Source organism: Vibrio sp. B1FIG11 (assembly GCF_905175335.1).
Lineage (GTDB): Bacteria > Pseudomonadota > Gammaproteobacteria > Enterobacterales > Vibrionaceae > Vibrio > Vibrio campbellii.
The window spans coordinates 1641932-1665157 of the sequence record NZ_HG992752.1 but is presented as its reverse complement, the minus strand read 5'-3'; the positions used below and the strand labels follow the sequence as shown (position 1 = coordinate 1665157).

The 23226-nt window shown below is 45.9% G+C and carries 23 protein-coding genes and 2 pseudogenes; 14 read left to right on the top strand and 11 right to left on the bottom strand.

The window, feature by feature from the left end:
• Nucleotide 1 precedes the first annotated feature (1 nt).
• The 5 genes from KHO06_RS24080 to KHO06_RS24060 all read left to right on the top strand — a co-directional run bounded on the left by KHO06_RS24080 (nt 2) and on the right by KHO06_RS24060 (nt 4573).
• Nucleotides 2-1336 carry a dihydroorotase gene (locus KHO06_RS24080; protein ID WP_212582712.1) on the top strand — a complete coding sequence of 445 codons (1335 nt, stop codon included), beginning with the start codon at nt 2-4 and terminating at the stop codon, nt 1334-1336.
• 148 nt (nt 1337-1484) lie between these two features.
• Nucleotides 1485-2045, top strand: coding sequence for a carbonate dehydratase (locus KHO06_RS24075; RefSeq protein WP_005531901.1), 561 nt, complete (start codon nt 1485-1487; stop codon nt 2043-2045).
• The gene (locus KHO06_RS24070) at nt 2035-3039 is read left to right on the top strand and encodes a GTP-binding protein (protein ID WP_212582711.1); all 1005 of its coding nucleotides are present in this window, start codon (nt 2035-2037) and stop codon (nt 3037-3039) included. The genes KHO06_RS24075 and KHO06_RS24070 overlap by 11 nt, the downstream gene beginning before the upstream one ends.
• Before the next feature lie 209 nt (nt 3040-3248).
• Nucleotides 3249-4157, top strand: a complete 909-nt coding sequence (gene dmeF, locus KHO06_RS24065) for a CDF family Co(II)/Ni(II) efflux transporter DmeF (RefSeq protein ID WP_045419060.1) — start codon at nt 3249-3251, stop codon at nt 4155-4157.
• Nucleotides 4157-4573 (top strand): MarR family transcriptional regulator, encoded by a 417-nt coding sequence (locus KHO06_RS24060; RefSeq protein WP_012129855.1) that lies wholly within the window; start codon nt 4157-4159, stop codon nt 4571-4573. The genes dmeF and KHO06_RS24060 overlap by 1 nt, the downstream gene beginning before the upstream one ends.
• 76 nt (nt 4574-4649) lie before the next feature.
• On the opposite strand, the gene KHO06_RS26795 is transcribed toward KHO06_RS24060, so the two are convergent.
• From KHO06_RS26795 to ugpB, 8 genes are all read right to left on the bottom strand, one after another.
• Nucleotides 4650-4778 (bottom strand): hypothetical protein, encoded by a 129-nt coding sequence (locus tag KHO06_RS26795; protein WP_005426395.1) that lies wholly within the window; start codon nt 4776-4778, stop codon nt 4650-4652.
• A complete protein-coding gene (locus tag KHO06_RS26790) occupies nt 4778-4906 on the bottom strand; it encodes a hypothetical protein (protein WP_005426337.1) in 129 nt (42 codons plus the stop codon). Before KHO06_RS26790 ends, KHO06_RS26795 begins: the two co-directional genes overlap by 1 nt.
• A gap of 55 nt (nt 4907-4961) precedes the next feature.
• Entirely contained in the window at nt 4962-5297 is a 336-nt protein-coding gene (locus KHO06_RS24055; protein WP_212582710.1) for a hypothetical protein, read from the bottom strand.
• Between the two features lie 577 nt (nt 5298-5874).
• Nucleotides 5875-6684: an HAD-IIB family hydrolase gene (locus KHO06_RS24050; RefSeq protein WP_212582709.1), complete on the bottom strand. Its 810-nt coding sequence runs from the start codon at nt 6682-6684 to the stop codon at nt 5875-5877.
• Nucleotides 6677-7834, bottom strand: a complete 1158-nt coding sequence (locus KHO06_RS24045; RefSeq protein ID WP_212582708.1) for a sn-glycerol-3-phosphate import ATP-binding protein UgpC — start codon at nt 7832-7834, stop codon at nt 6677-6679. Before KHO06_RS24045 ends, KHO06_RS24050 begins: the two co-directional genes overlap by 8 nt.
• Nucleotides 7835-8683: a sn-glycerol-3-phosphate ABC transporter permease UgpE gene (gene ugpE / locus KHO06_RS24040; RefSeq protein ID WP_212582707.1), complete on the bottom strand. Its 849-nt coding sequence runs from the start codon at nt 8681-8683 to the stop codon at nt 7835-7837. It abuts the gene before it with no gap.
• Entirely contained in the window at nt 8683-9564 is an 882-nt protein-coding gene (ugpA, locus tag KHO06_RS24035) for a sn-glycerol-3-phosphate ABC transporter permease UgpA (protein WP_038889730.1), read from the bottom strand. Before ugpA ends, ugpE begins: the two co-directional genes overlap by 1 nt.
• 127 nt (nt 9565-9691) lie before the next feature.
• Nucleotides 9692-10999, bottom strand: coding sequence for a sn-glycerol-3-phosphate ABC transporter substrate-binding protein UgpB (gene ugpB / locus KHO06_RS24030; protein WP_005426429.1), 1308 nt, complete (start codon nt 10997-10999; stop codon nt 9692-9694).
• 231 nt (nt 11000-11230) lie between these two features.
• On the opposite strand from ugpB, the gene KHO06_RS24025 reads away from it, so the two are divergent.
• Together KHO06_RS24025 and KHO06_RS24020 are read left to right on the top strand one after the other, a co-directional pair.
• Nucleotides 11231-11983 carry a glycerophosphoryl diester phosphodiesterase gene (locus tag KHO06_RS24025; protein ID WP_212582706.1) on the top strand — a complete coding sequence of 251 codons (753 nt, stop codon included), beginning with the start codon at nt 11231-11233 and terminating at the stop codon, nt 11981-11983.
• On the top strand, nt 11976-12728 hold the full coding sequence (locus KHO06_RS24020; RefSeq protein ID WP_105065767.1) for a DeoR/GlpR family DNA-binding transcription regulator: 753 nt from the start codon (nt 11976-11978) through the stop codon (nt 12726-12728). The genes KHO06_RS24025 and KHO06_RS24020 overlap by 8 nt, the downstream gene beginning before the upstream one ends.
• A 90-nt stretch (nt 12729-12818) precedes the next feature.
• On the opposite strand, the gene KHO06_RS24015 is transcribed toward KHO06_RS24020, so the two are convergent.
• A complete protein-coding gene (locus KHO06_RS24015) occupies nt 12819-13244 on the bottom strand; it encodes a universal stress protein (protein WP_105065768.1) in 426 nt (141 codons plus the stop codon).
• 157 nt (nt 13245-13401) lie between these two features.
• Nucleotides 13402-13653, bottom strand: a complete 252-nt coding sequence (locus KHO06_RS24010) for a DUF6482 family protein (protein WP_005426417.1) — start codon at nt 13651-13653, stop codon at nt 13402-13404.
• A gap of 378 nt (nt 13654-14031) precedes the next feature.
• Here KHO06_RS24010 and KHO06_RS24005 point away from each other — a divergent pair, with 378 nt between their 5' ends.
• The 3 genes and pseudogenes from KHO06_RS24005 (at nt 14032) to KHO06_RS23995 (ending at nt 19311) form a co-directional block, all read left to right on the top strand.
• On the top strand, nt 14032-15603 hold the full coding sequence (locus KHO06_RS24005) for an ATP-binding cassette domain-containing protein (protein WP_212582705.1): 1572 nt from the start codon (nt 14032-14034) through the stop codon (nt 15601-15603).
• A gap of 159 nt (nt 15604-15762) precedes the next feature.
• Nucleotides 15763-17919 (top strand): prolyl oligopeptidase family serine peptidase, encoded by a 2157-nt coding sequence (locus KHO06_RS24000; RefSeq protein ID WP_212582704.1) that lies wholly within the window; start codon nt 15763-15765, stop codon nt 17917-17919.
• A 271-nt stretch (nt 17920-18190) separates the two neighbouring features.
• Nucleotides 18191-19311: pseudogene (locus tag KHO06_RS23995) on the top strand (outer membrane protein transport protein).
• Nucleotides 19312-19361: 50 nt separating this feature from the next.
• On the opposite strand, the pseudogene speG reads toward KHO06_RS23995, so the two are convergent.
• Nucleotides 19362-19908 (bottom strand): annotated as a pseudogene (speG, locus tag KHO06_RS23990) (spermidine N1-acetyltransferase).
• 271 nt (nt 19909-20179) lie between these two features.
• Here speG and KHO06_RS23985 point away from each other — a divergent pair.
• From KHO06_RS23985 to KHO06_RS23970, 4 genes are all read left to right on the top strand, one after another.
• Nucleotides 20180-20332, top strand: a complete 153-nt coding sequence (locus KHO06_RS23985; protein WP_005426336.1) for a hypothetical protein — start codon at nt 20180-20182, stop codon at nt 20330-20332.
• A gap of 357 nt (nt 20333-20689) precedes the next feature.
• Nucleotides 20690-22096 carry a cytochrome c peroxidase gene (locus tag KHO06_RS23980; RefSeq protein ID WP_045380062.1) on the top strand — a complete coding sequence of 469 codons (1407 nt, stop codon included), beginning with the start codon at nt 20690-20692 and terminating at the stop codon, nt 22094-22096.
• 115 nt (nt 22097-22211) lie between these two features.
• Nucleotides 22212-22574, top strand: a complete 363-nt coding sequence (locus KHO06_RS23975) for a VOC family protein (protein ID WP_212582703.1) — start codon at nt 22212-22214, stop codon at nt 22572-22574.
• Between the two features lie 127 nt (nt 22575-22701).
• A complete protein-coding gene (locus tag KHO06_RS23970) occupies nt 22702-23217 on the top strand; it encodes a GNAT family N-acetyltransferase (RefSeq protein WP_212582702.1) in 516 nt (171 codons plus the stop codon).
• Nucleotides 23218-23226 lie beyond the last annotated feature (9 nt).

Sequence of the window (23226 nt, the reverse complement as noted above, 5' to 3'; positions counted from 1 at the left end):
TATGTCTGTAACATTGATTAAAAACGCCCTTGTCGTCAACGAAGGAACCATTATCGAGACCGATTTACGAATTGTCGGTCAGCGAATTGACACTATCTCAGCCAACATCGCGGCGAAACCGGAAGATACGGTGATTGATGCGAAAGGGTGCTATTTGATTCCCGGTATGATTGATGATCAAGTGCACTTTCGTGAGCCGGGGTTGACGCACAAAGGTTCGATAGCAACAGAATCCCGGGCTGCAGTTGCTGGGGGTATCACAAGCTATATGGAAATGCCGAACGTTAGTCCTGCAACGACAACCATTGAGGCGCTAGAACGTAAATTCTCTATTGCCGAGCAGAGCTCCCTCGCGAACTACTCTTTCTACCTTGGTGCGACCGAAGACAACCTTGAGCAAATCAAACAGCTTGATCCGAAGAAGCACTGCGGCGTGAAAGTGTTTATGGGTGCTTCGACGGGCGATTTGTTGGTCGAAGCGCCTCAAGCCTTAGATGACATTTTCCGTGATTCACCAGTGTTGATTGTGACGCACTGTGAGAGTGGCCCTGTGATTGCGCAAAACAAACAGCGACTACTCAAAGAGAAGTCGGTATTCACCATTGAAGATCATCCGTTACTGCGTGATGACGAGGCGTGTTATGCGTCTTCCTCTTATGCGGTAGAACTGGCTAAGAAGCACAACAGTCAGTTGCATGTTCTGCACATCACGACAGCAAAAGAACTGGCTTTGTTTGAAGCGGGCCCGATTCAAGGTAAGAGCATCACTGCAGAAGCGTGTGTTCACCACCTCTGGTTTAGCAATGAAGACTATGCAGAGCGTGGTAACCAAATTAAATGTAACCCAGCGGTGAAATACCCAAGCGACCGCGAAGCCATTCTAAAAGCGTTGAGTACTGGCCAAATTGACATTATCGCCACTGATCACGCACCTCACACATGGGAAGAAAAACAGGTGCCTTATGAGCAAGCGCCAGCGGGCTTACCTTTGGTGCAGCACGCACTGCTGTCTTTGTTTGATCAAGTTGCTCGCGGGTACATGACGATGGAGCAAGTGGTAGAGAAAACGGCTCACAACCCAGCGATTCGTTATGGCGTTCATGAGCGCGGTTTTATCCGTGAAGGCTACTTTGCTGATTTGGTTCTTGTTGATGCCGCAGCACCAACGCCAGTGACGAACGAGAACAGCTTGTACCATTGTGGTTGGTCGCCATTTGCTGGCCATCAGTTCTCGGCTCAAATTAAGAATACATGGGTCAATGGCGGCCTAGTGTATGCCAACCAACAAGTGAATGAGCGCGCTGCACACGCCATGCGATTGGTATTTGATCGCTAGGATTCACGTTTTTTAAAAACTTAGATTATTTGAAAGCTCAGTTTATTTTCGAAAGCTTACATTTATCCGCTTTCTTTGGGCTTTATTTGTAGAAGTATAGTTGCCGTAGCTTGGGTGTCTTTATGGCACCGAATAAAGAGAAATCAATATGTTAAGAAGAAACCCTACTGGTCACATGCCGGAAGTATCGGAAACGGCGTTCATCGATCCGACGGCGATCATCTGTGGCAAAGTGATCATTGAAGATAACGTTTTTATTGGCCCTTATGCGGTGATTCGTGCTGATGAAGTGAATGAGCAAGGCGATATGGAAGCCATCGTCATCAAGCGCGATACTAACATTCAAGATGGTGTGGTCATCCACTCAAAAGCAGGTGCAGCTGTGACCATTGGAGAGCGTTCGTCGATTGCGCACCGTTCTATTATTCATGGCCCATGTGAAGTCAGTGATGACGTGTTTATCGGTTTTAACTCAGTGGTGTTTAATGCTGTGATTGGCACAGGTTGTGTGATTCGCCATAACTGCGTGGTGGATGGACTAGACTTGCCAGAGAACTTCCATGTTCCGCCGATGACCAATATCGGCGCCGACTTTGATTTGAACAGCATCTCCAAAGTGCCGCCAGAATACTCGGCGTTTTCGGAGTCTGTGGTTTCGGCAAACCACGAGCTGGTGCAAGGCTATAGGAGAATTGCCAATGAGCTCTGAGAACCAACCCATACTTGGTGTTCCTACTAACATCATTACTGGGTTTCTGGGCGTAGGAAAGACCTCTGCGATTTTGAATTTGATGGCGAACAAGCCAGAGAACGAGCGCTGGGCGGTATTAGTGAATGAGTTTGGTGAAATTGGCGTTGATGGCAGTTTAGTTCATGGGCAAAAAAGCAAAGAGCAGCAAGTGTTTATTCGTGAAGTACCCGGCGGCTGCATGTGCTGTGCTGCGGGGTTGCCAATGCAAATCGCCTTAAACCAACTACTTAATGAAGCGAAGCCAGACCGTCTGCTGATTGAACCTACTGGGCTTGGCCACCCGAAAGAAGTACTGCAAGTGTTGTCGACAGATCACTATCGCCAAGTGCTTTCGCTACAAAAGAACATCACTTTGGTCGACGCGCGTAAGCTTGCGGATGTGCGCTATACACAGCATGACACGTTCAACCAACAGATTGCGATTGCCGATACAGTGGTGGGTAACAAGCTCGATCTCTATCAAGAGGGTGATACCCAGAAGCTCGAAGCTTACGTGGCGGAAGTTGGTCGTCCGAATACAAAGGTGATTTTCGCGGAGCATGGTGTGATTCATTTTCATGAATTTGAAGGTGAGACCACCATTCATGAGCATCCGCCGCACCATCACCACCATCATGCGAGTGAAAAGCCGTTGGCTTCAGATATGCCAATGCCTGAGACTGGCGTTATTAAAGCGACCAATGAAGGCGAAGGTTTCCAGAGTGTCGGTTGGCGTTTTGCTCCAGAGAAAGTGTTCGATCGCCGGAAGTTGCTCCCTCTTCTGGTCGAGCTGGAAGTAGAGCGCATGAAAGCGGTGTTTATTACTGGCGATGGCATTTATGGCTACAACCTAACGCCTGATGGGCTACAGGAAGTGGAGTTGGATGACTGCGCGGAAAGCCGAATTGAACTGATTGCAGACAGCATCGATGAGCAATTTGAGGCAAAGCTTCTGTCTTGTGAATTGGTTTAAGGCTAATAACAGCGGGCATTATCCTCATTAATGCCCGTGTTTCTTTCTCATCTCCCTCTGCGTTTTTTTCCTATTCCTATTCTTCATTAACACCACGATCATGATCTTTTGGTGATGTTGACTTTCCATATTGACATTGTTTGATTGTCAAATTAAATTAAAATCAAATAATTTGATAATCAAACTAAAATTGGAAGGTAAGTGTCTCAATGGCTGTATCGCAACACTCACATGATTTCGTTTCTCATAACCAGAAGGGTGAAAAACGCACGCTCTACGTATTGATCCTAACCGTGACCACCATGGTGGTGGAGATTGCTGCCGGAACCATGTTTGGCTCAATGGCATTGCTAGCAGATGGTTGGCATATGGGGACACACGCAGCGGCATTTTGTATCACCTTGTTTGCTTACCGCTACGCGAAACAAAACGCCCATAATGACCGCTTCTCATTTGGTACGGGTAAGGTGAGTGTGCTCGGCGGTTTTACCAGTGCGATTGCGTTAGGGATTGTGGCATTGATGATGATGGTCGAGTCGATTCATCGTCTCTTCAACCCAGAAAGCATTCAGTTTAACGAAGCCATTATGGTGGCGGTGATTGGTTTAGTGGTAAACCTTGCAAGCATGCTGCTTCTGCAAGATCACCATCATCATGGGCATGACCATCATGATCACCACGGACACGATCACGAACATCATCACGACCACAACTTAACCGCAGCGTATTTCCACGTACTGGCGGATACGTTGACGTCTCTGTTGGCGATTGTCGCGTTGATTGTCGGTAAGTTTTACGGTTGGATTTGGTTGGATGCCATGATGGGGATCGTTGGTGCCGTTGTGATTGGTAAATGGACTTTGGGTTTAATGAAGCAAACAGCGCCAGTGTTGTTGGATGAGAGCATCAACAAGTCTTACCGAGATGAGATTACAGAGACGCTTGCACCTTATGCTGAGATTGTTGATTTGCACATCTGGAAGGTGAGTGGTCACCATTACTCTGCGGCAATTGCGCTAAAAAATCACAGCGACAAAACGCTGGATGAATTTAAGCAATTATTGAGTAAATTTGATAAGATTCACCACCTAACTTTGGAAGTTCAAACGACTGAGTGATGCGCGAATTAGAAAAGCTGAATCAAACGCTTACCGAGTTCTATGACAAAATGTCTTCTTGGGAGCAATCTGTAGTAAAAGGCACGGGTTATTCACTGGCTCAAATCCACACGATTGAAGTGTTAGGTGGGCATGGTGCGTTGCGTATGAAAGAACTGGCGGAGAAGCTCGGTATTACAACAGGCACGTTAACGGTTCAAATTGAGAAACTGGTAAAAGCGGAGCTTATTGAGCGTTGTCCGCATCCAGAAGATCGCCGCGCAATTGTAGTGAAGCTCACTCCTGCTGGTGAGGAGATTCACCGTCATCACAATCAGCTGCATTTAGATTTGGTGCAAGACTTAACGCGTAATATCGACCCGGATCATCAGGCGATTTTGTTTGCTTGCTTACAGAAGATGAACAGAGAATTTTGATTGCGCTTTTCGTTTCTACACTCAGATATTGAGTCTCGAATAGCAAAAAAGTAGAGCACCGAAATGCTCTACTTTTTTATAAGCTCGATAGAATCTGTTCGATTGGCAGCTGTGTAAACGCATACGTAATGCCAACACAGAATGCAGCGCCGGTAACGCCCATGGCGACAGTCGTTGCGAGTAGCAGAAGGGTAATCTTAGGCATTAGAGATTAAACTCCTTCTTAAAGGTTGGGTAAATGACACCATTTGCTTCTTGGTAGGATTTAAAGCCATAACCAAACGCAAATGCTGCCACCACAATGGCAAATGCCGCAATGTTTCTTCCTTTCATCCTTAAACTCTCTACCAATCGTTTTTCTATTGCTTAATGAATTCGGGTTCTTCAATTACTGGGTAAAACACACAAACAGTACCCATGCTGTTGTTAGCACAAGTAGCGGTGTGAATACTTTCTGAATTGAAGCGCCATCGGTTAGGTCATAAATCACGATCGATTCTTTATAGAATGCGCGTTTGAATGAACCAAAGCTGATTTCATTTTTAACGTCAGATTGCTCATAGTGATGACGTGCTGAGTCTGCCATTTGAGACTCTAGATCTTGCATCTCGTATTCTTTGTTAAAAAATGCATCCCACGCCGAAATACGTGCAACAGCTTTTGGTGAACGATTGCACTTCAGTTTTTCTAGACGCTTAGCGTATGCAGCTTGATATTTATCCACGATGATTTCCTACATGAATAGACTGTAATGTTGAACACAGCGTTAAATGCTCTGCTCAGTGGTTGTAAAAATTAGAAAATGAGAATCAAAAGGGAATTTTTACATGAGTAGGAAAGTGGCCAGATGAGGAAGTACGGCATTTGATTGTTAAAGAGCTCAAGGAAGGTTATCCCTTGTGTTGCGGATAATATGGGCTGCTTCTGGATGCGACAAACAAAAATAATTAGTGAGGACAACAAGCAATTTTTGTTGCGGACTTGGCCATTCTGAGCATCGAGACTCGTTTAACATGAATAAATACTAGGTATAGCAAGGGCTTGAGAGGTATTTAGATATGGGAGTTTTTTAAGCACTTACGGTGAATAAAGTTCATAACTGCTAATTATAAATACATCAAAAAGCGATATTATTTTTCTCGTTGGAGTGCTTAATAAAGATTGAGAGTTTGATTTTCTCGTGCAATCCGCCGCAGTCTTTACTCCTTCTTTGCACTCAATCCGAATATATTTCCCCCCCTCCATGGTGATATTTGGATTGAGTGTCTTTTTTTTAGTTATTTAGCGTCTTCTTTAGCTTGTTACTGTCTTTTCGCTTTGACGATAAGATTTGCTAACTGTGCAAACCCAAAGCCACCATTTTCCTCAGTCAAAAAGCTTGGTTGATGGTTCAGTTTCGCCAGTAAAGGGCGAATGTTGTTCACGCCAAAGGTTGTTGGCAACCATTCAAACATGCCTTCATCATTCAATGAATCACCCACATACGTGATGTGCCCTAAGCTCGGCAACTCGCCATTATTGAGCTGCCTAATGTAGGCTTCACCACTAGTGCGCTTACTATGATTGCCCACCCACGCATTTATGTGAATTGAACTCAATGTTGCATTGACGGGGTGAGATTCCACATTCAAATTCACGATGCGATTGAGGATTTCCATTGTTGTAGAAGGAGGGACCGGCGCTCTATCTTGTGTGATGTTCACCGCCACGTCGCAGTAACGAAAGCTCTGATCGTGGCTGAACTCGACATCAGGATACTCTGCCAAAATGCCCGCAATGCTTTCTTGCAATGCATACTGTTCTTTGCGCATCACTTCTGCCGGACGGGCAAAGGTGGTGTTGAATCCTGTCGCGTCTTTTCTCATCCAAAACGCGCCATTTTCACCAATTACACCATGCAGTGACCACATCTTTGCCATTTGGTCACACCAACCAGCGCAGGCGCCTGTGACTGCGACCACTTTTACGCCCACACGCTCTAGCTCGGCTAGCGCAACTAATGTCTCTGGTGGCAGTTTACCTTGCCAAGTCAACGTGTCGTCCACGTCGGTCAGCAGCCATTCGATCTGTTTCAGACTCTCCAAGTTGAGCTCTGATAACGGGTTAGGCATTCACCACTCCTTGCTTGTTTACTTGAGGATTGATTGCTTGGTTTTCGTCACTGACATCTTGCAATGATTTCGCTGGGGCCAGTGTACACTCGATGCGTTTTTCTGTGTTGGCCTCAAAAAGGTGAACATGCTTTGGTTTGATATCCAGACCAAGTTTATCGCCAATTTGAATTGGCGTATGTCCCTCAACACGAACAACCAGTTTTTGTGAATTACCGCCTTCTGTGCGGCAGTAAAGCAACAGATCGGCACCGAGCGATTCAATCAATTCGACTTCTACCTGCAACCATGGGTTATCTCGGCTGATTTGTAAATGCTCCGGGCGAAGACCTAGCTTCACTCCCCCTAAATCCAAGTTTGTTGTGGATGTAGGAAGCAGTGCATCGCCAATCGTAATGCCGTCAACGCTAACATTGCCATCTAAGATGTTCATGGATGGTGAGCCAATAAAGGTCGCGACGAACAGAGAAGCAGGGTTATCGTAAATCTCTAGCGGTGTACCAACTTGTTCGACATTGCCTTTGTTCAAGACAACAAGCTTGTCTGCAAGCGTCATTGCTTCCACTTGGTCGTGAGTAACGTAAACTGACGTGGTACCAAGGCGACGTTGCAGCTTCTTAATTTCTAAACGCATTTGCACACGCAGTTTGGCGTCTAGGTTAGACAGAGGCTCGTCAAACAAGAACACCTTTGGTTCACGCACAATTGCGCGTCCCATCGCGACACGTTGACGTTGTCCGCCAGAAAGCTGTCCCGGTTTACGGTCGAGTAGGTGATCCAACTCCAGCATCTTTGCTGCTTCGTGAACCAATCGTTCGATTTCTGCTTTCGGTGTTTTGCGGTTGCGCAGACCATAGGCCATGTTGTTGTACACCGTCATATGTGGGTACAAGGCGTAGTTCTGGAAAACCATGGCAATGTCGCGCTCGCCAGGTTCGAGATCGTTGACGATTGTGGTGTCGATCTTGAGCTCACCAGAGCTGATTTCTTCTAAACCTGCAATCATGCGAAGTAGGGTGGATTTACCGCAGCCACTTGGGCCAACCAGCACGACCATTTCACCGTCGCAGATATCAAGATTGAGTTTTTGGATCGCCTGATAGCCGTTCGGATAACATTTAGCGATATTTGAAAGAGTTAACGTGGACATTTATTTCTCCGAATCTACCAGACCTTTAACAAAGGCTTTTTGCATTGCAATTACCACAATTACTGGTGGCAACATGGCGATAATGGTGGTGGCCATAATTTTGTTCCATTCGATCACACCATCAACCACTCCGAGCATCTGTTTAATGCCCATCACGATGGTGTAGTACTGCACGTCGGTGGTGATCAAAAGCGGCCACAAATATTGGTTCCAGCCGTAAATGAAGGTGATGACGAACAGTGCCGCGATGTTGGTACGCGACAGAGGCAACAAGATATCGAAGAAGAACTTGATCGGTCCTGCGCCATCAATTCGTGCTGCTTCCACTAACTCATTCGGTACCGTTAAGAAGAACTGACGGAACAAGAAAGTGGCTGTCGCACTGGCAATCAGCGGAATGGTTAAGCCGTAAAATGAGTTGAGCATGTTGAGGTTCGTAATCACCTCAAACGTCGGCATGATGCGAACTTCAACGGGTAACATCAGCGTGAAGAAGATCATCCAGAACGCCAGCATTCGCCCCGGAAAACGGAAGAACACCACCGCATACGCGGATAGGTTGGAGATGCTCAACTTACCGATGGTAATGCACATCGCCATAATGAAAGAGTTCAGCAGCATACTGCCAATCGGCAAAGTATTGTTGTTGTACTGAGTGTCGTTACTCAACAAGTCAGTAAATACGCTAAAACCCAAGTCCCCAAACCACAATGGAGTGCCAGTAGCGAATGCGCTGTTCTCATGGGTAGTTGCTACGATTGCAATCCAAACCGGAAGCGCAATCGAAATGATGCCAAGAATCAAAATGACATGGCAAAACAGATTAAAAAACGGTCTTCTTTCTACCATCAGTACGCTACCTTCTTCTCAACATACTTAAATTGAATCACTGTCAGGGAAGCGACCAAGATCATCAGAATCACGGATTGAGCGGCCGATGAGCCTAAATCCAGCCCGATGAAACCATCGTTGTAGACTTTGTAAACTAAGGTGGAAGTGCTGTTACTCGGGCCGCCTTGCGTCATCGCGTGAATGATGGCGAACGTATCAAAGAACGCATAGACAAAGTTCACGACCAACAAGAAGAAGCTGGTTGGCGAAATTAGTGGGAAGCTAATAGTGATAAAGCGTTTGATTGGACCACTTCCGTCAATGGCAGCGGCTTCGTGCAGAGACTTGGGTACCGATTGAAGCGCCGCAAGGAAGAACAGGAAGTTGTAGCTGATTTGCTTCCAAGTCGAGGTGATGATCACCATCCACATTGCATGGGTGCCATTGAGCGTTGGGTTCCAGTCAACGCCAAACAGATGCAATAACTCAGTCATCACACCGATGGTTGGGTCGAATAGGAATAACCACAGCGAACCCGCGACAACCGGAGCGACCGCATAAGGCCAAATCAAGAATGTGCGGTACATGGTTGCACCGCGGATGATTTGCTCGGCAAAAGCGGAAAGGATAAGCGCACTGACCAACGCGAGCACCGCAACGCTGATGCTAAATTGCAGCGTGGTCATTAACGAATCTAGGTACAGTGGATCATGGAAGAGCTTTTCAAAGTTCTCTAAACCCACAAACTCACGGCTCATACCGAAAGCATCTTCAAGTTGTGAAGATTGGAAAATGGCTTGTCCTGCCGGCCAGATGAAGAACACCAAGGTGATCAACAACTGAGGTGCAATCAACGCAACCGGAAGCCATTTGTGTTTAAAAACAACAGGTGAGGACATACAAATACCAAAGTAAAACAGGCAAGGTGTGTGAACGAATTCCCCACCCAAAGGGGGCGGGGAGAGTGCGTACCTGAGTGGTTATGTGAATAAGACTCAGCGCACTATTGTTCGTTATTAATGTTCGTTACTTCTGCGTGCGCTCAAAGCGACGTAATTGCTCGTCACCGCGACGAACCGCATTGTTTAGCGCAGCTTGTGCCGTTGCTTTGCCTGCCCAGACTGCTTCTAGCTCTTCATTGATGATGTCACGTGTTTGCAGGAAGTTACCGAAGCGAATGCCTTTTGAGTTTTCTGTAGGCTCTGTCGAGGTCATTTGCAGAACGGCTGTGTCGGTGCCAGGATTCTTAGCGTAGAAGCCTTGCTCTTTCGTTAGCTCGTAAGCCGCTTTAGTGATTGGTAGGTAACCAGTGAACTGGTGCCAATCCGCTTGAACTTCTGCACTAGAAAGGTAAGAGAAGAACTTTGCCACACCTTTGTATTCCTCGTTTGAATGACCACGCAGAACCCAAAGTGATGCGCCACCGATGATGGTGTTTTGTGGCTTAGCTACCAACTCGGAGTCGTAAGGCAGTTGCGCTACACCGATATCAACGTCTTTCATGTTCTCTTGGATGCCAGCCAGACCAGCGGAAGACCCCATAGTCATCGCACACTCTTGGGTGTAGAACAGTGGCATACCATCAGATTGGCGACCGCCGTATTTGAAGATGCCTTCTTTCGACCACTTGCCCATTTGGTCAATGTGTCGAACGAAGGCTGAATCATTGAACTTGAATTCTGTGTTTAGGCCAGCAAAGCCGTTGTTGTTATTGGCCACAGGAACGTTGTTACGCGCACCGAAGTTCTCGATTTGCGTCCATGATTGCCACGTTGTGCTGAAACCACACTTTGCGCCAGACGCCAGTAGTTTGCGAGACACTTCTTCCATCTCTTTCCACGTTTTAGGCGGGTTTGTGATGCCTGCTTTCTCGAACATATTTTTGTTGTAGTAAAGCACTGGTGTAGAGCTGTTAAATGGCAGTGAAAGCATGTTGCCGTCGTTGGTGGTGTAGTAACCCGTTACTGCCGCAAGGTAATCATCTGGATTGAACGGTTCTTTGGTGTCGTTCATCAATTGGTAAACTGGATAAATCGCTTTTTCTGCACCCATCATGGTGGCTGTACCGACTTCGAACACTTGCACGATTGCAGGTTGTTCTTTTGCACGAAACGCAGCGATAGCACTTGTCATGGTTTCTGCGTAACTGCCTTTGTAAACTGGCTTGATCTCGTATTCTGATTGGCTTGCGTTAAAGTCTGCGGCAATTTCATTGACCTTTTTACCTAGCGCGCCACCCATTGCATGCCACCACTCAACCTCAGTTTTTGCTTGTGCTTGTGTGCTGATCAATGCCGCTGCGACAGCAAGTCCGGCGAGGTGTTTCATAGCCATAATGATTCCTTTTCATAGATGATTTGAACAGGTTGATTCCTTGCGGATGTTCACTTTGATAATGAATCCGCTTCAAAAAAATTCAAATGAACATTAAATGAGTCAAATGACGATCTAGTTACAGAAAAATGAACTTATTTGAGCATTATTTTCGTCACGATTTTGTAATCAAATCGTCATTGAGGGCTGAGATAGTTCATTTGAAAACAAATGAAAAAGACGGAATAAAAAATGACACTAACGGCACACCGTGGCTTATCCAGTTTGGCTCCAGAAAACACCTTATCGGCAATACAACGCGCCATTGAATTCGGCTGCGAATGGATTGAAATCGACGTTCAGCTCAGTGCTGACAACATTCCTGTGGTTATTCATGACAACACCGTAAACCGCTGCACTAACGGCCGAGGCAAAGTCAAAGAGCTGACTTGGCACGAATTAAGATTGTTGGACGCTGGTTTATGGTTTGGCGATGACTTCGCAGGCGAACATATTCCTAGTTTAGAAGAGACGCTTGAGCTCACTTCGAGAGCGGGCGTGAAGCTCAATATTGAATTGAAGATCTACTCAGGCGATGAAATTGATCTGCTGTGCGAAAAGGTTGCACAGGTCATTGAGCGTTTGGACGTCGAGGCGGATGCCATTCTCTTTTCTAGCTTCAACACTGAAGCCTTGATGACGATGAGAAACTACCTGCCAGAAGTGAGAAGAGGGCAGTTATGGCAAGAGATTCCAGACGATTTTTCTATCGTGTTGCAACACATCGATGCTTACAGTGTGCATTGTGATTACCGCTTTTTAACTGAGTCACAAGCGAAGCAGATCAAGCAGTTTGGCTACCAGCTGTTTTGCTATACACCGAACTTTCCCCAATTAGTTGAAGCACATTGGCAGTGGGGAGTGGATATGATGATTACCGACATCCCGCAACGTTACAAAGTAGAAGTGCCTTCAGCCAAACGAGAACCCGCACTGAATGAATAACCTAAATGTCCGCCAGCAAAGCATCATTGAACTGGTTCATCAGCAAGAATATTGTTCGATAGAAGAGCTTGCTCAACGCTTTGAAGTCACGACGCAAACCATTCGACGTGACATCAATCAGCTTTGCCAATTAGGACTGACCCGACGCCATCATGGTGGTGTCGGATTGCCTGCTACCTTAAGCAACCGCAGTTATGCCTCTCGCCAAGTGACCAATCAACAAGAAAAGCAGACCATCGCCGATGAAGTGGTCAAAGCTATCCCGAACGGGGCGACTTTATTTTTGGGTATCGGCACGACTATCGCGTTGATTGCCGAGCGTTTGGCGAACCACAGCGAGCTTCGTGTGGTGACGAATAACTTCGAAGCGGCACACATTCTTTCTCACTTTGAGAATATTGAAACTTGGATTCCCGGTGGGCGTATTCGTACTAACGATCGCGACGTGGTAGATGGCTCTGCAGAGCAGTTTTATGGCCAGTTTTCGGCGGATATTGGCATTATTGGTTGTGCAGGCGTGACCGACATCGCGCAGTCGCATTCCGACATGATCAACCTTGGCAGCACAACGATGGATACTCAGCCGTTCGCAATGGAACATGAATTGCGAGAAGCCAAAGTGAGCCAAGCGATTTTGGCTAACTCGGAGCAAAAGTGGCTAGTGGCGAACAACAGTAAATGGCAGCGCAGAGCCAATACTAAGGTGGCTCCGCTTAGTTATTTCGATCGCGTTTTCAGTAACTAATAAAAGAACACAAAAAAGCCGCCATCACAGGCGGCTTTCGATTATCTTTTGGCTATCTCTCGCGTCGCTACTTTCCGCTGTCTGTTCAGCCTAGTCGTGGATAGGCACAACCAAAATATCAACCGGAGACTTGTTGATCAGATGTCTTGAGTAAGAAATGATCTTGCTCCAGAAATCTTGGTGGTGACCACAAATCAGTAGGTCTACTTCTTGTTCTTTAATGGTCACTTCTAGTTTGTCTGCCAAGTCACCGGTGCCGACAAAGAAGTGCTTCAACGGTTGCTCCATGTAATCGCTGAAGGATCTCAAACACTCCATAGAGTGCTCATTCAGCGGTCTTTGATCTGGGTCCGCTTTGATATCAACAAGCTCACGATAAATCTCACCATGAGTACCGTCGATATGGATAAATGATATCTCGGAGCCGAGATAACTCGCCATAGATGCAGCGCGGTCAATCAACACAGTACTCTCATCAGACAGTTCCAGTGCGACTAGGATATGTTTGTATTTCATAACCATGCCCTTTTGTGGAATACGTTACTAATAGCATAGTATGTCTTGGCGAAAAAATGTGTTGCTAAGATCCCGAAATTGCTCAAAAAAGTTTTGGCAAATTATCATCAGCAGAGCAAGTGGAAGGCATTGATAAAAATAAAAAAAAGAGCCAGTATTAGTACCAGCTCAATTCAATCTCTAAAGGCATGTCACAGCGTATTTTCTCGCCGCACATTTCATCTGAAGCATTGAGGTGAACCAGTTTTGCTGATGAGTAGCTGCTGCCACGAAAATGATCCCTTGCTTCACAAAGGCTCGCGAACGTTAGCGGGCTTTTGTTTTCATTTAATATCAGTGATCTTGTCTGGTTTTCTACGTTGTAAGCGAGGTAGATACCACCCTCGACTGATTCAATCAAAAGATTCATAGCCGTTTCCCTTGGTGTGTCACTCTCTGGCTATTACGGCGAGTGATAGAATTTAGTTCACTTCCTGTGTTTGAATTCGTTTTTCTTAGACCTCGCTAGTGACAGAAGTCGCTTGCTTTTTATACAAGAAAACCTTTAGACTTCGCCCATCACTTCTTTAGGAGATTACGCCAACATGAACAACTAAACCTGTCATCCAACTCTCATTTTATTTTTTGGATTTACAGGGTTAGTAGGCGTAGCTCACTTTCCGATATTTCTTTGCAATCATCTCGCTTCTGTTTGAATCGTTTTTATGGGCGAGTGTCATTGCATCGATCTCATCTCTAGATTTATCTCAAGCTACGGCTGTTGTCCCTGTTATACAGGAGGCAAATTATGCCAGTTTTACAGGCTTACAATATCAGTCATCAATTTGGTAACGGCGAAACACTGTTTCAGCAAATCTCATGTTCTATGACCAAACGTCGTGTTGGGTTCGTCGGACGCAACGGTGTTGGAAAATCGGTGTTTGCATCGATACTCAGCGGTGAGCAAACCCCGACCAGTGGCACGGTGAACGTACCAAGGTCATTTGCAGTATATCGTCAGCAACCATCGCACTTGTTAGGTGGCGACCTTTCGATTGCCCAGTTTTTAGCAAAGGACAAGGTACTGAGCGCTATCAAGCAGATCGAAATGGGCGATTGCTCTGAACATTTGTTTGAGGTAGTGGGCGAACAATGGGATTTGCCGATTCAACTTGCTAAGCAGCTTACAGATATGGGCTTACCGCCACAGCCAGACTTTCCTTGCTCGCAATTGAGTGGTGGACAGTTAACGCGTTTGCAACTGTGGCAGTTGTTCGACAGCGAAGTGGAATTGCTGATCCTTGATGAACCGTCGAACCACCTCGATAAGCACGCCAAGCAGTGGTTGATTGACTCGATGCGCAGTTTCTCAGGCGCGATTTTGCTCATCAGTCACGACCGAGAATTGCTGCGCGAGATGGAAGAAACCTGGGAGCTATCCGGTTTAGGTTTGCAAGTGTTTGGGGGTAATTACGATGTGTATGCCGAGCAAAAGCGAACAGAACTGCAAGCGGTGGAACGCCAATTAGCCAGTGTCGAAAAGCAAAAGAAACATTTGGAAGAACAAGCTCAGCGCAATCGCGAGAAAGCGGAGCAAAGAGCGGCTCAAGGTAACAAGTTGAGAAAGGATGGCAGTCAGCCAAAGATCTTACTTGATGGAATGAAAGACAAAGCCACAGCCCGAGCTGCCAGTCGCAATAAGAATGAGCAACTTCGCCAAGCGCATCTACAAGAGAAAGAGCAAAGCTTACGAGCGCGTAAAGAGCAAATCAAAGGGCAAAAACTGTATTTGGCAGACAGTCAAAGTCGCTCACGAAAAGTCGTATCGTTATTAGAAGCCGTGTTGCCATTTGGGGCTGCTCAACCTATTACTGCGCAAGTTCATGCGGATGATAAGGTACATTTGCTGGGCAAAAATGGATGCGGTAAATCGACCTTACTGAAAACCCTGTTGGGCGAGTTCTCATTGCAAAGTGGTGAGCAGCAAGTCAATACGCCGCTTTATTACCTCGACCAGCACTTTGGTGCGATACAACCTGAACTCTCCATGTTGGAAAACTTGACGCAACATTGTGAGGGGATGAAAGAAAGCGATGCCAGAACATTACTAGCAGGTATTGGCTTTCGTCGAGACAGTGTATTTCGTTTGGGGAATGTATTAAGCGGCGGGGAGAAAATGAAGCTCGCGATGCTGATTGTCAGTCATCAACCAACTCAGCCTTTATTGCTCTTGGATGAGCCGGATAATCATCTCGACCTAGATTCGAAAATCATGCTCGCTCAGGCATTAAATGCTTACCGAGGCGGTTTTATTCTTATCAGTCATGACCAAGACTTTGCCGCGGAGTCGGGTGTGTCTCGCTGCATTGAACTGAGCTAACACCAATCAGCGATAAACGAGGAGTGTCTATCTCACGGGGCAAAGTAATTCACTTTATCTCCGTGGATTCACAGCTTTATTCAGACGATTAGAATCATTTCTCCGATATAGGTAAGATGCTTGATGCATTACACAAAACAAAAACAGAAAAGGAAGTCTATGAAAAAGAAAACCTTAGCATTGGTGACCGCGTTCGCGATGACGGGCATATTGCCGAGTGCTTATGCCGAAGACTCAACAAAGGAATTGGTTGAACACGTGCACAAAATGGCGGTGAAGTACCCAACGACAAAGAAAGTCGATGTAGTGGACGAGTATTTTGGTACCAAGGTCAGTGACCCGTACCGCTGGTTAGAAGATGACCGCAGCAAAGAAACCGCAGATTGGGTCAAAGCACAGAACCAAGTCACGTTCGATTACTTGGCGCAAATTCCTTATCGTCACCAGATTGAAGAACGCTTAACTCAGTTGATGGATTACGAGAAGTTAGGGCGTCCATTCAAAGAAGGGAAATACACCTATTTCTACAAAAACGACGGTTTGCAAAACCAAGATGTGCTTTACCGCCAACTCGATGATGGCAAGCCAGAAATTTTCCTCGATCCAAATACTTTTAGTGAAGATGGCACAACTTCGCTGGCGAACGTGAGTTTCACCAAAGATGGTTCTTTAGTCGCTTACAGCATTTCAGAAGGCGGTAGCGACTGGCGCAAAGTGATTGTGCTTGATGCCGAGACCAAAAAGCCTGTCGGTGAGACGCTGGTGGATATTAAGTTCAGCGGCGTAAATTGGCTGGGGAATGAAGGTTTCTACTACTCAAGTTACGACAAGCCAGAAGGCAGCGAGCTTTCGGCAAAAACCGACCAACATAAGCTTTACTATCACGAGCTAGGCACTAAGCAGAGTGAAGACAAGCTAGTCTTCGGCGGTACAGAGACTGAGAAGCACCGATACGTTCGCGGTTACACTTCGGACGACCAACGTTACCTATTTATCTCAGCAAGTACGTCAACGTCGGGCAACAAACTGTTCTTGAAAGACTTGACCAAGCCTGACAGTCCGCTGCAAACCATTTTGGATGACACCAATTCTGATACTTGGGTGATTGATAGCAAAGGCACCAAGCTGTATTTGGTCACTAACTTAGATGCGCCAAACAAACGTGTAGTGACGGTGGACGCGAGCAACCCTGAGCCAAAGAATTGGAAAGATTTAATTCCTGAAACTGATAACGTGCTTAGCCCATCAACAGCGGGCGGTTACCTGTTCGCAAGCTACATTGTTGACGCGCTTTCGATGGTCAAACAATACGACATGGACGGCAAGTTCATTCGTGAAATCAAGCTACCAGACATCGGCAGTGCTTACGGCTTTTGGGGTAAGAAAGAAGACGCTGAAGTCTACTACTCTTTCACCAACTACAAGACGCCAAGCACGACCTATCGCTTAGACATCAAAGAGGGTGACAGCGAGGTTTACCACAAATCGAACGCGCCATTCGATCCGGCACAATTTGAATCTCGTCAGGTGTTCTACAAGTCGAAAGATGGCACCAAGATTCCGATGATCATTACCTACAAGAAAGGCACACCGATGGACGGCACAGCGCCAACGATCTTGTATGGTTATGGTGGTTTCAATATCAGTCTGACGCCTTACTTCAGTCCAAGCAGAGCGGCATGGTTGGAAATGGGTGGAATCTACGCTGTTGCGAACATCCGTGGTGGTGGTGAGTACGGTAAAGAGTGGCACAATGCTGGCACCAAGTTAGAGAAGCAAAACTCGTTTGATGACTTTATTGCCGGAGCTGAGTTCCTTATCGATAAAGACTACACCTCATCAGACAAGCTTGCGATTAATGGTGGCTCGAACGGCGGCTTGCTCGTTGGGGCAGTGATGACGCAGCGCCCAGAGCTGTTTAAAGTGGCACTGCCGGCAGTTGGTGTATTGGATATGCTTCGCTACCACACCTTCACGGCAGGAGCGGGCTGGGCTTATGACTACGGTACCGCAGAGCAAAGTAAAGAGATGTTCGATTACCTCAAAGGTTACTCGCCAGTACACAACGTCAAAGCGGGTGTTAAGTATCCAGCAACCATGGTCACTACAGGCGATCATGATGATCGGGTGGTGCCAGCGCACTCCTACAAATTTGCGGCCGAGCTGCAGTCGAAACAAGCAGGTACAAACCCAACGTTGATTCGAATCGAAACCAATGCAGGTCATGGTGCAGGTACACCGACTAGTAAAATTATCGAGAAAACCGCGGATGTTTACAGCTTCACTTTGTTCAATATGGGCGTCGAAAAATTGTAAGTGAGAGGTTAGCTTCAAGCTTGGGCTTAAGTTCATTTGTCAATGAATCACAACGCAGTCTTCGGGCTGCGTTTTTTGTTTTATCTCAGCCAGTTAATAACAAGGTTATAACGCATATAACCATAGGTGATAGAGCTTCCTATTATTCTTCCTCTTAGTTTTCTACAGCGTTTAATCGACTATCCCTAACTTATCCAACGTTTGTTTGCAGACCTTTATTTGATGGGGATTGGATAACGCATTCAGTTAGTTCAAGTGGAATAAATATAATATGAAAAATCTTACCAAAATCGTTGTTGCGGGGTCCCTCCTCTCGTGTGCAGCAGCGCAAGCAGGAGGTCTGTACTTGTACGAGACTTCCACTACTGATATCGGTTTGGCTTCTGCGGGCATGGCCGCAAGGGCGCAGGATGCTTCGGTCATGGCGGCGAACCCCGCGGGTTTGTCTAACGTGGCAGGCCAGTCATTTTCCGGCCATCTGATCAGCTTGTATGGCGATACCACGCTGGACACGGTTGGTGGCGGTGATGCTGGGAATATCATTGGCTACGTCCCGCTTGGTTCTGCATTTTATAGCCAACAGGTGAACGATAAGTGGACGCTTGGTATCGGTATGTATGGTAACTATGGATTAGGGTTGGAGTACGACAAGTTGTTTAATCGTATCGATATACCTAATGCGATCACTCAACCTTGACCGTTCAGCCTTCTGCTTCTTACCGTATTAACGATCAATGGTCTGTAGGTGCGGCATTGGGCATCCATTACGGCATTTTAGATATGGATGTGAAAGTTGACGGTACGACCATCGCTGGTGGTGTTGAAGATACAGACACCCAAGTTAATGGCCGCGTTGGTGTGCTGTATGAGTTGAATTCCGGCACTCGCTTAGGTCTGTCTTACTCGAATGAAACTGAGTTCGAATTCGACGATAAAGACTTCTCGACCAGTGCCGTTGCGCCTCAGCAGTTGGTGTTCAGCGCTTACCATGAGCTCAACGACAAACTGGCGGTGATGGGTAACTTGAACTGGCAAGATTGGAGCGCGTACCAAACGCTGATGGATGTTGAGACGCAAGACACTTACCAAATTGCACTTGGTACTCAATACAAGGTGAACAGCAAAGTCATGTGGAATGCTGGTTTTGCTTTTGACTCTAGTATGTTTGCAGATCAATCCAATGGTGATCTCACCATTCCTTCAGGCAATGCTTACCGTTTAGGTACAGGTATTGACTACAAGATTGATGAAGCAAGTACGGTGTCAGTTGCCTTCGAAGCGACCTTGATTGAATCGTCTGAAGTGAAAGGTCGAGCGGGTAACACGATTGCAAGCTTTGACGATCCAGCGTTGTACTTCCTGAGCATTGGCTACAGCTGGAAAAACCAATAAATCAGTTTAAAACAACGGTAAGCAGGCTTTCGCTTACCGTTGTTTTATTGTTATTGATTGTTCTCGAGTTTTTCGCGGTATTGGTCTTGCAGAATGTACATGCGTTTTACATCGCGGTAGCTACCGTTAATGAAGTACTCTTGCACGAGATGACCTTCCTCAATAAAACCGCACTTCTGGTAGAGGTGAATTGCTTTTTCGTTGTCTAAGGCAACTAACAAATAGATTTTGTGTAGGTTAAGAATTGAGAACGAATAATCCAAAGCTCGATTGATCACCTCTTCGGCATAACCTCGCCCTTGATGATCTGGTGCGATGATGATCTGGTGCGATGATGATTTGGAATTCAGCACTACGGTGAATGTAGTTAATCTCAATCAGCTCTACCAGACCAATTAATACGCCGTGTTCATCTTCCACTACAAAGCGGCGCTCGGCGTCGTCGTGAATATGTTTGCGGTAAAGCTCTTCTAATTCATCGTGGGATTCGTACGGTTCTTCAAACCAATACGTCATGATATTACGGTTATTGTTGAGGTCGTGAATAAAGCGCAGGTCTGAACGTTCTAAAGCACGAATTGTGAGACCATTTTTCATCGTCTATCTCCGGATAGAAAAAGCATAATTAAATGCGACTATAACCATGCCATCTTAGCCTATTAGGGGGAAATCTCCCCTTTACTTCTGCGAGTTTATGCTTGTAAAAGCGATCTTCGTCATAGCCCTGTAACGCCTTTAAATATAAGGCTTATCGCAACAACAAAAGTTAATCATAACGACAAAAAACCTGATTAGGTTAAGGGTGCGATTTCAGATTAAATACCGCCAACGACTTAAGGTCATAATCTACATAAACAAGGTATTAAATATGTTTTCAATCGGTGACGTAGTAGTAGCTACTAAAGGTATCGATCTAGGTGAAATGGTTGTTACAGGTCTAAGCAGCGGCGGTTTCTACGTACGCGTTCAGGCTGGCGAAGCAACACTAACTTACCCAGCGAAAGATGTTAAGAAAGCATAATTTAATTTGCTGACTTGCAAAAAAGGTAGCTCACGAGCTGCCTTTTTTTATGCCTATTATTCCTTCCTAAATTCCTACTTTATTTCGTTCTGAATTATTTTTAATCGAATTTAATATGTTTGATTAATATATTGGTGCTCTCGTCATTTTTGACTCATATCAATAAAAGTTGTGGTTTTAAGTTGTTGTTTTTATGTTGTATTTTTTACTTATTGCCCCAAGTGTCTGTTTTTACGAAAGTTAGATGTTAAATTCGTTGCTCATCTAAATATTCGATTAATATCAATTCCTTTTTCCCATTTTTAAAAATATGGTCATTTCAATAACTTTCGCCCCAACTGATTTAGGGGAACAGTGATGAATAAAAAGAAAATAACGCTAGGGATTGTAGGAGTTGGCTTGGTGGCGTACTTCGGTACAGTCTATATGGTGAACCAAGACGATAAAAAAGTGGCTCAACAAAATCTGACGCAATTTAGTTCGTTAGATCAATCGACACTGGATTATCAAGCGATGAAGGTATTGGCGGATAAAGGTTGTGGCTATTGTCATACGCCGAGCAGTGAAATGCCTTTCTATTCTGAAATGCCAGTGGCAAAACAAATTATGGAAGCGGATGTAAAAGTGGCCATGCGTCACTTTGACATGACAAACTTGCTGGATGACGTGAAGCAGAACGATCCAGTTTCTGAAGTGGCTTTGGCTCGTCTTGAGAAGGTGCTCTACGACGATTCTATGCCGCCAGCGATTTACCTGACCATGCACTGGTCTGCAAGTATGTCGAAAGATGAAAAACACACGCTACTGAAATGGATTCGTGAAAAGCGTGCTGAGCGCCACGCACAATCACCGGTATCTGAAGAACGTAAAACCAAAGTTCTACAACCAATTTACACTACGTTTGAAACCGACGCAGACAAGGCTGAACTGGGTAAGGTGCTTTACCACGACACACGACTTTCAGGCGACAATACGGTCTCATGTGCATCATGCCACAGCCTTGATACAGGCGGCGTGGACCGACTCGTAACGTCTGTTGGTATTCATGGCCAAGTGGGTGGCATCAACGCGCCAACCGTTTTTAATGCTGTGTACAACAAGCTGCAATTCTGGGATGGTCGCGCTGCGGATCTGCAAGATCAAGCGGGTGGTCCTCCGTTTAACCCGATTGAAATGGGCTCTATGGATTGGGATGAAATCGTCGATAAGTTAAGCCAAGACCCAGACATGGTGGCGATGTTCCAAAAGGTTTACTCAGGTGAGATTAATGGCAACAACATTACGGATGCGATTGCCGAATTTGAGAAAACCCTAACCACACCAAACAGCCGCTTCGACCAATACATGATGGGTGATACAAAGGCGCTGGACTCGCACGAGAAATACGGTTTGATGCTGTTCAAGAAGTACGATTGTCAAACCTGTCACGCGGGTGAAGCGATGGGTGGTGAAACGTTTGAAACCATGGGCATGAAAGCGGATTACTTTGCGGACCGTGGTACCGACATGACGGATGCAGACCTTGGTCGTTACAACTTCACTGGTAACAAAGAAGACAAACATAAGTTCAAAGTGCCAACCTTGCGCAACATTGAACTGACAGCACCATACTTCCATGATGGCCATGCCGATACGCTAGAAAAAGCCATCTACGACATGGGTAAATACCAAGTCGGAGTAGAAATGTCGGATGAAGAAGTGGATGCCATCAAAGCGTTCTTGAAAACACTGACGGGCGATTATGAAGGCCGTCCTTTAAGTTAAGCTGAGGCATCACCGACAAGTTTGTTATCGCTAAAACGATAGACGTCGTAATCAAGACCACCTTTGACTAAGGTGGTCTTTTTTATGGAACAAATTCAATCAAATAGGGATTGGTATGATTGATCATTTTGAAATTAAGGTAGTGGATTTTAACGCCTGTGTCGCGTTTTACTCCAAGGTGCTTACCCCTTTGGGCATAGAGTTAAAATGGTCGGACGAAGCAGCGGCAGGCTTTGGATTAGTTGGTGAACCCAATACGCGCTTCCTGATAGAAAAGGGGGCTCGAAGTGCCCCTTGCCACATTGCGTTTAAAGCGAATGACAAAGCGTCCGTCGAGGCCTTTCATAAAGCAGGTATTGAGGCTGGTTTTACTTGTCATGGTGAGCCAGGCTTGCGTGAACACTATGCGCCAAATTACTACGCAGCTTTTCTTTATGATCCTGATGGCAACAACATCGAAGCGGTGGTTTATTTATAGGGCGTTAATTATAGGATTATCCAGTGGGTATTTACTGATCGAACGATCGTTAGATCATTGGTTTTACGATCAAGATAGAAGATAATCGAGCTCCTATTTCATCCCTATAAAAAGAACGAAAAACACTATGAAAGTTGTCGTCACAAAGGCACAAAAACAGCACGCTCAAGGCATTACCGAAGTTCTCAATCCCATCATAGAAGAGGGCTTATACACGATTCTCGATACGACCTTTACCCCAGAAGAGGAAGAAGGCTTCATTGAAAGCTTTCCTGAAACGGGTGTGTTCAATGTAGCATTGAATGTAAAAGAAGCGGATGAGGAAGACAGTGCCGTGCTCGGTTTCCAAAACGTAGAGCCTTTCGCCAGTTATACCAAGGCATTCGCACATGTGGGTATTATCGGTACGTTCGTCGATGCCAAGTGCCGTCGACAAGGTGTCGCGTCAGCGTTGTTTACCGCTACCTTTGCTGATGCGAAGTCCAAAGGCTATGAAAAGTTGTTTGCTTATGTACGAGAGGACAACCCTAACGCGCTCGCAACGTATCTGAAACATGGCTTTGAAGTGGTCGGTACTGCTAAGAAGCACGCCAAGGTTAACGGCCACTACATCAATGAAGTCATGATCGAGAAGTTTCTCTAACGCTTAGAA

Bases quoted from the DNA above. Each gene is read 5' to 3' on its own strand.
- KHO06_RS23975 (WP_212582703.1), top strand. From the start codon at position 22,212: ATGATTGATCATTTTGAAATTAAGGTAGTGGATTTTAACGCCTGTGTC.
- KHO06_RS24020 (WP_105065767.1), top strand. From the start codon at position 11,976: ATGAATAACCTAAATGTCCGCCAGCAAAGCATCATTGAACTGGTTCAT.
- dmeF (WP_045419060.1), top strand. From the start codon at position 3,249: ATGGCTGTATCGCAACACTCACATGATTTCGTTTCTCATAACCAGAAG.
- ugpB (WP_005426429.1), bottom strand. From the start codon at position 10,999: ATGGCTATGAAACACCTCGCCGGACTTGCTGTCGCAGCGGCATTGATC.
- KHO06_RS26795 (WP_005426395.1), bottom strand. From the start codon at position 4,778: ATGCCTAAGATTACCCTTCTGCTACTCGCAACGACTGTCGCCATGGGC.
- KHO06_RS23970 (WP_212582702.1), top strand. From the start codon at position 22,702: ATGAAAGTTGTCGTCACAAAGGCACAAAAACAGCACGCTCAAGGCATT.
- KHO06_RS24075 (WP_005531901.1), top strand. From the start codon at position 1,485: ATGTTAAGAAGAAACCCTACTGGTCACATGCCGGAAGTATCGGAAACG.
- KHO06_RS24070 (WP_212582711.1), top strand. From the start codon at position 2,035: ATGAGCTCTGAGAACCAACCCATACTTGGTGTTCCTACTAACATCATT.
- KHO06_RS24010 (WP_005426417.1), bottom strand. From the start codon at position 13,653: ATGAATCTTTTGATTGAATCAGTCGAGGGTGGTATCTACCTCGCTTAC.
- ugpE (WP_212582707.1), bottom strand. From the start codon at position 8,683: ATGGTAGAAAGAAGACCGTTTTTTAATCTGTTTTGCCATGTCATTTTG.
- KHO06_RS24005 (WP_212582705.1), top strand. From the start codon at position 14,032: ATGCCAGTTTTACAGGCTTACAATATCAGTCATCAATTTGGTAACGGC.
- KHO06_RS24060 (WP_012129855.1), top strand. From the start codon at position 4,157: ATGCGCGAATTAGAAAAGCTGAATCAAACGCTTACCGAGTTCTATGAC.
- KHO06_RS24025 (WP_212582706.1), top strand. From the start codon at position 11,231: ATGACACTAACGGCACACCGTGGCTTATCCAGTTTGGCTCCAGAAAAC.
- KHO06_RS23985 (WP_005426336.1), top strand. From the start codon at position 20,180: ATGTTTTCAATCGGTGACGTAGTAGTAGCTACTAAAGGTATCGATCTA.
- KHO06_RS23980 (WP_045380062.1), top strand. From the start codon at position 20,690: ATGAATAAAAAGAAAATAACGCTAGGGATTGTAGGAGTTGGCTTGGTG.
- KHO06_RS24000 (WP_212582704.1), top strand. From the start codon at position 15,763: ATGAAAAAGAAAACCTTAGCATTGGTGACCGCGTTCGCGATGACGGGC.
- KHO06_RS24050 (WP_212582709.1), bottom strand. From the start codon at position 6,684: ATGCCTAACCCGTTATCAGAGCTCAACTTGGAGAGTCTGAAACAGATC.
- ugpA (WP_038889730.1), bottom strand. From the start codon at position 9,564: ATGTCCTCACCTGTTGTTTTTAAACACAAATGGCTTCCGGTTGCGTTG.
- KHO06_RS24015 (WP_105065768.1), bottom strand. From the start codon at position 13,244: ATGAAATACAAACATATCCTAGTCGCACTGGAACTGTCTGATGAGAGT.
- KHO06_RS24045 (WP_212582708.1), bottom strand. From the start codon at position 7,834: ATGTCCACGTTAACTCTTTCAAATATCGCTAAATGTTATCCGAACGGC.
- KHO06_RS26790 (WP_005426337.1), bottom strand. From the start codon at position 4,906: ATGAAAGGAAGAAACATTGCGGCATTTGCCATTGTGGTGGCAGCATTT.
- KHO06_RS24080 (WP_212582712.1), top strand. From the start codon at position 2: ATGTCTGTAACATTGATTAAAAACGCCCTTGTCGTCAACGAAGGAACC.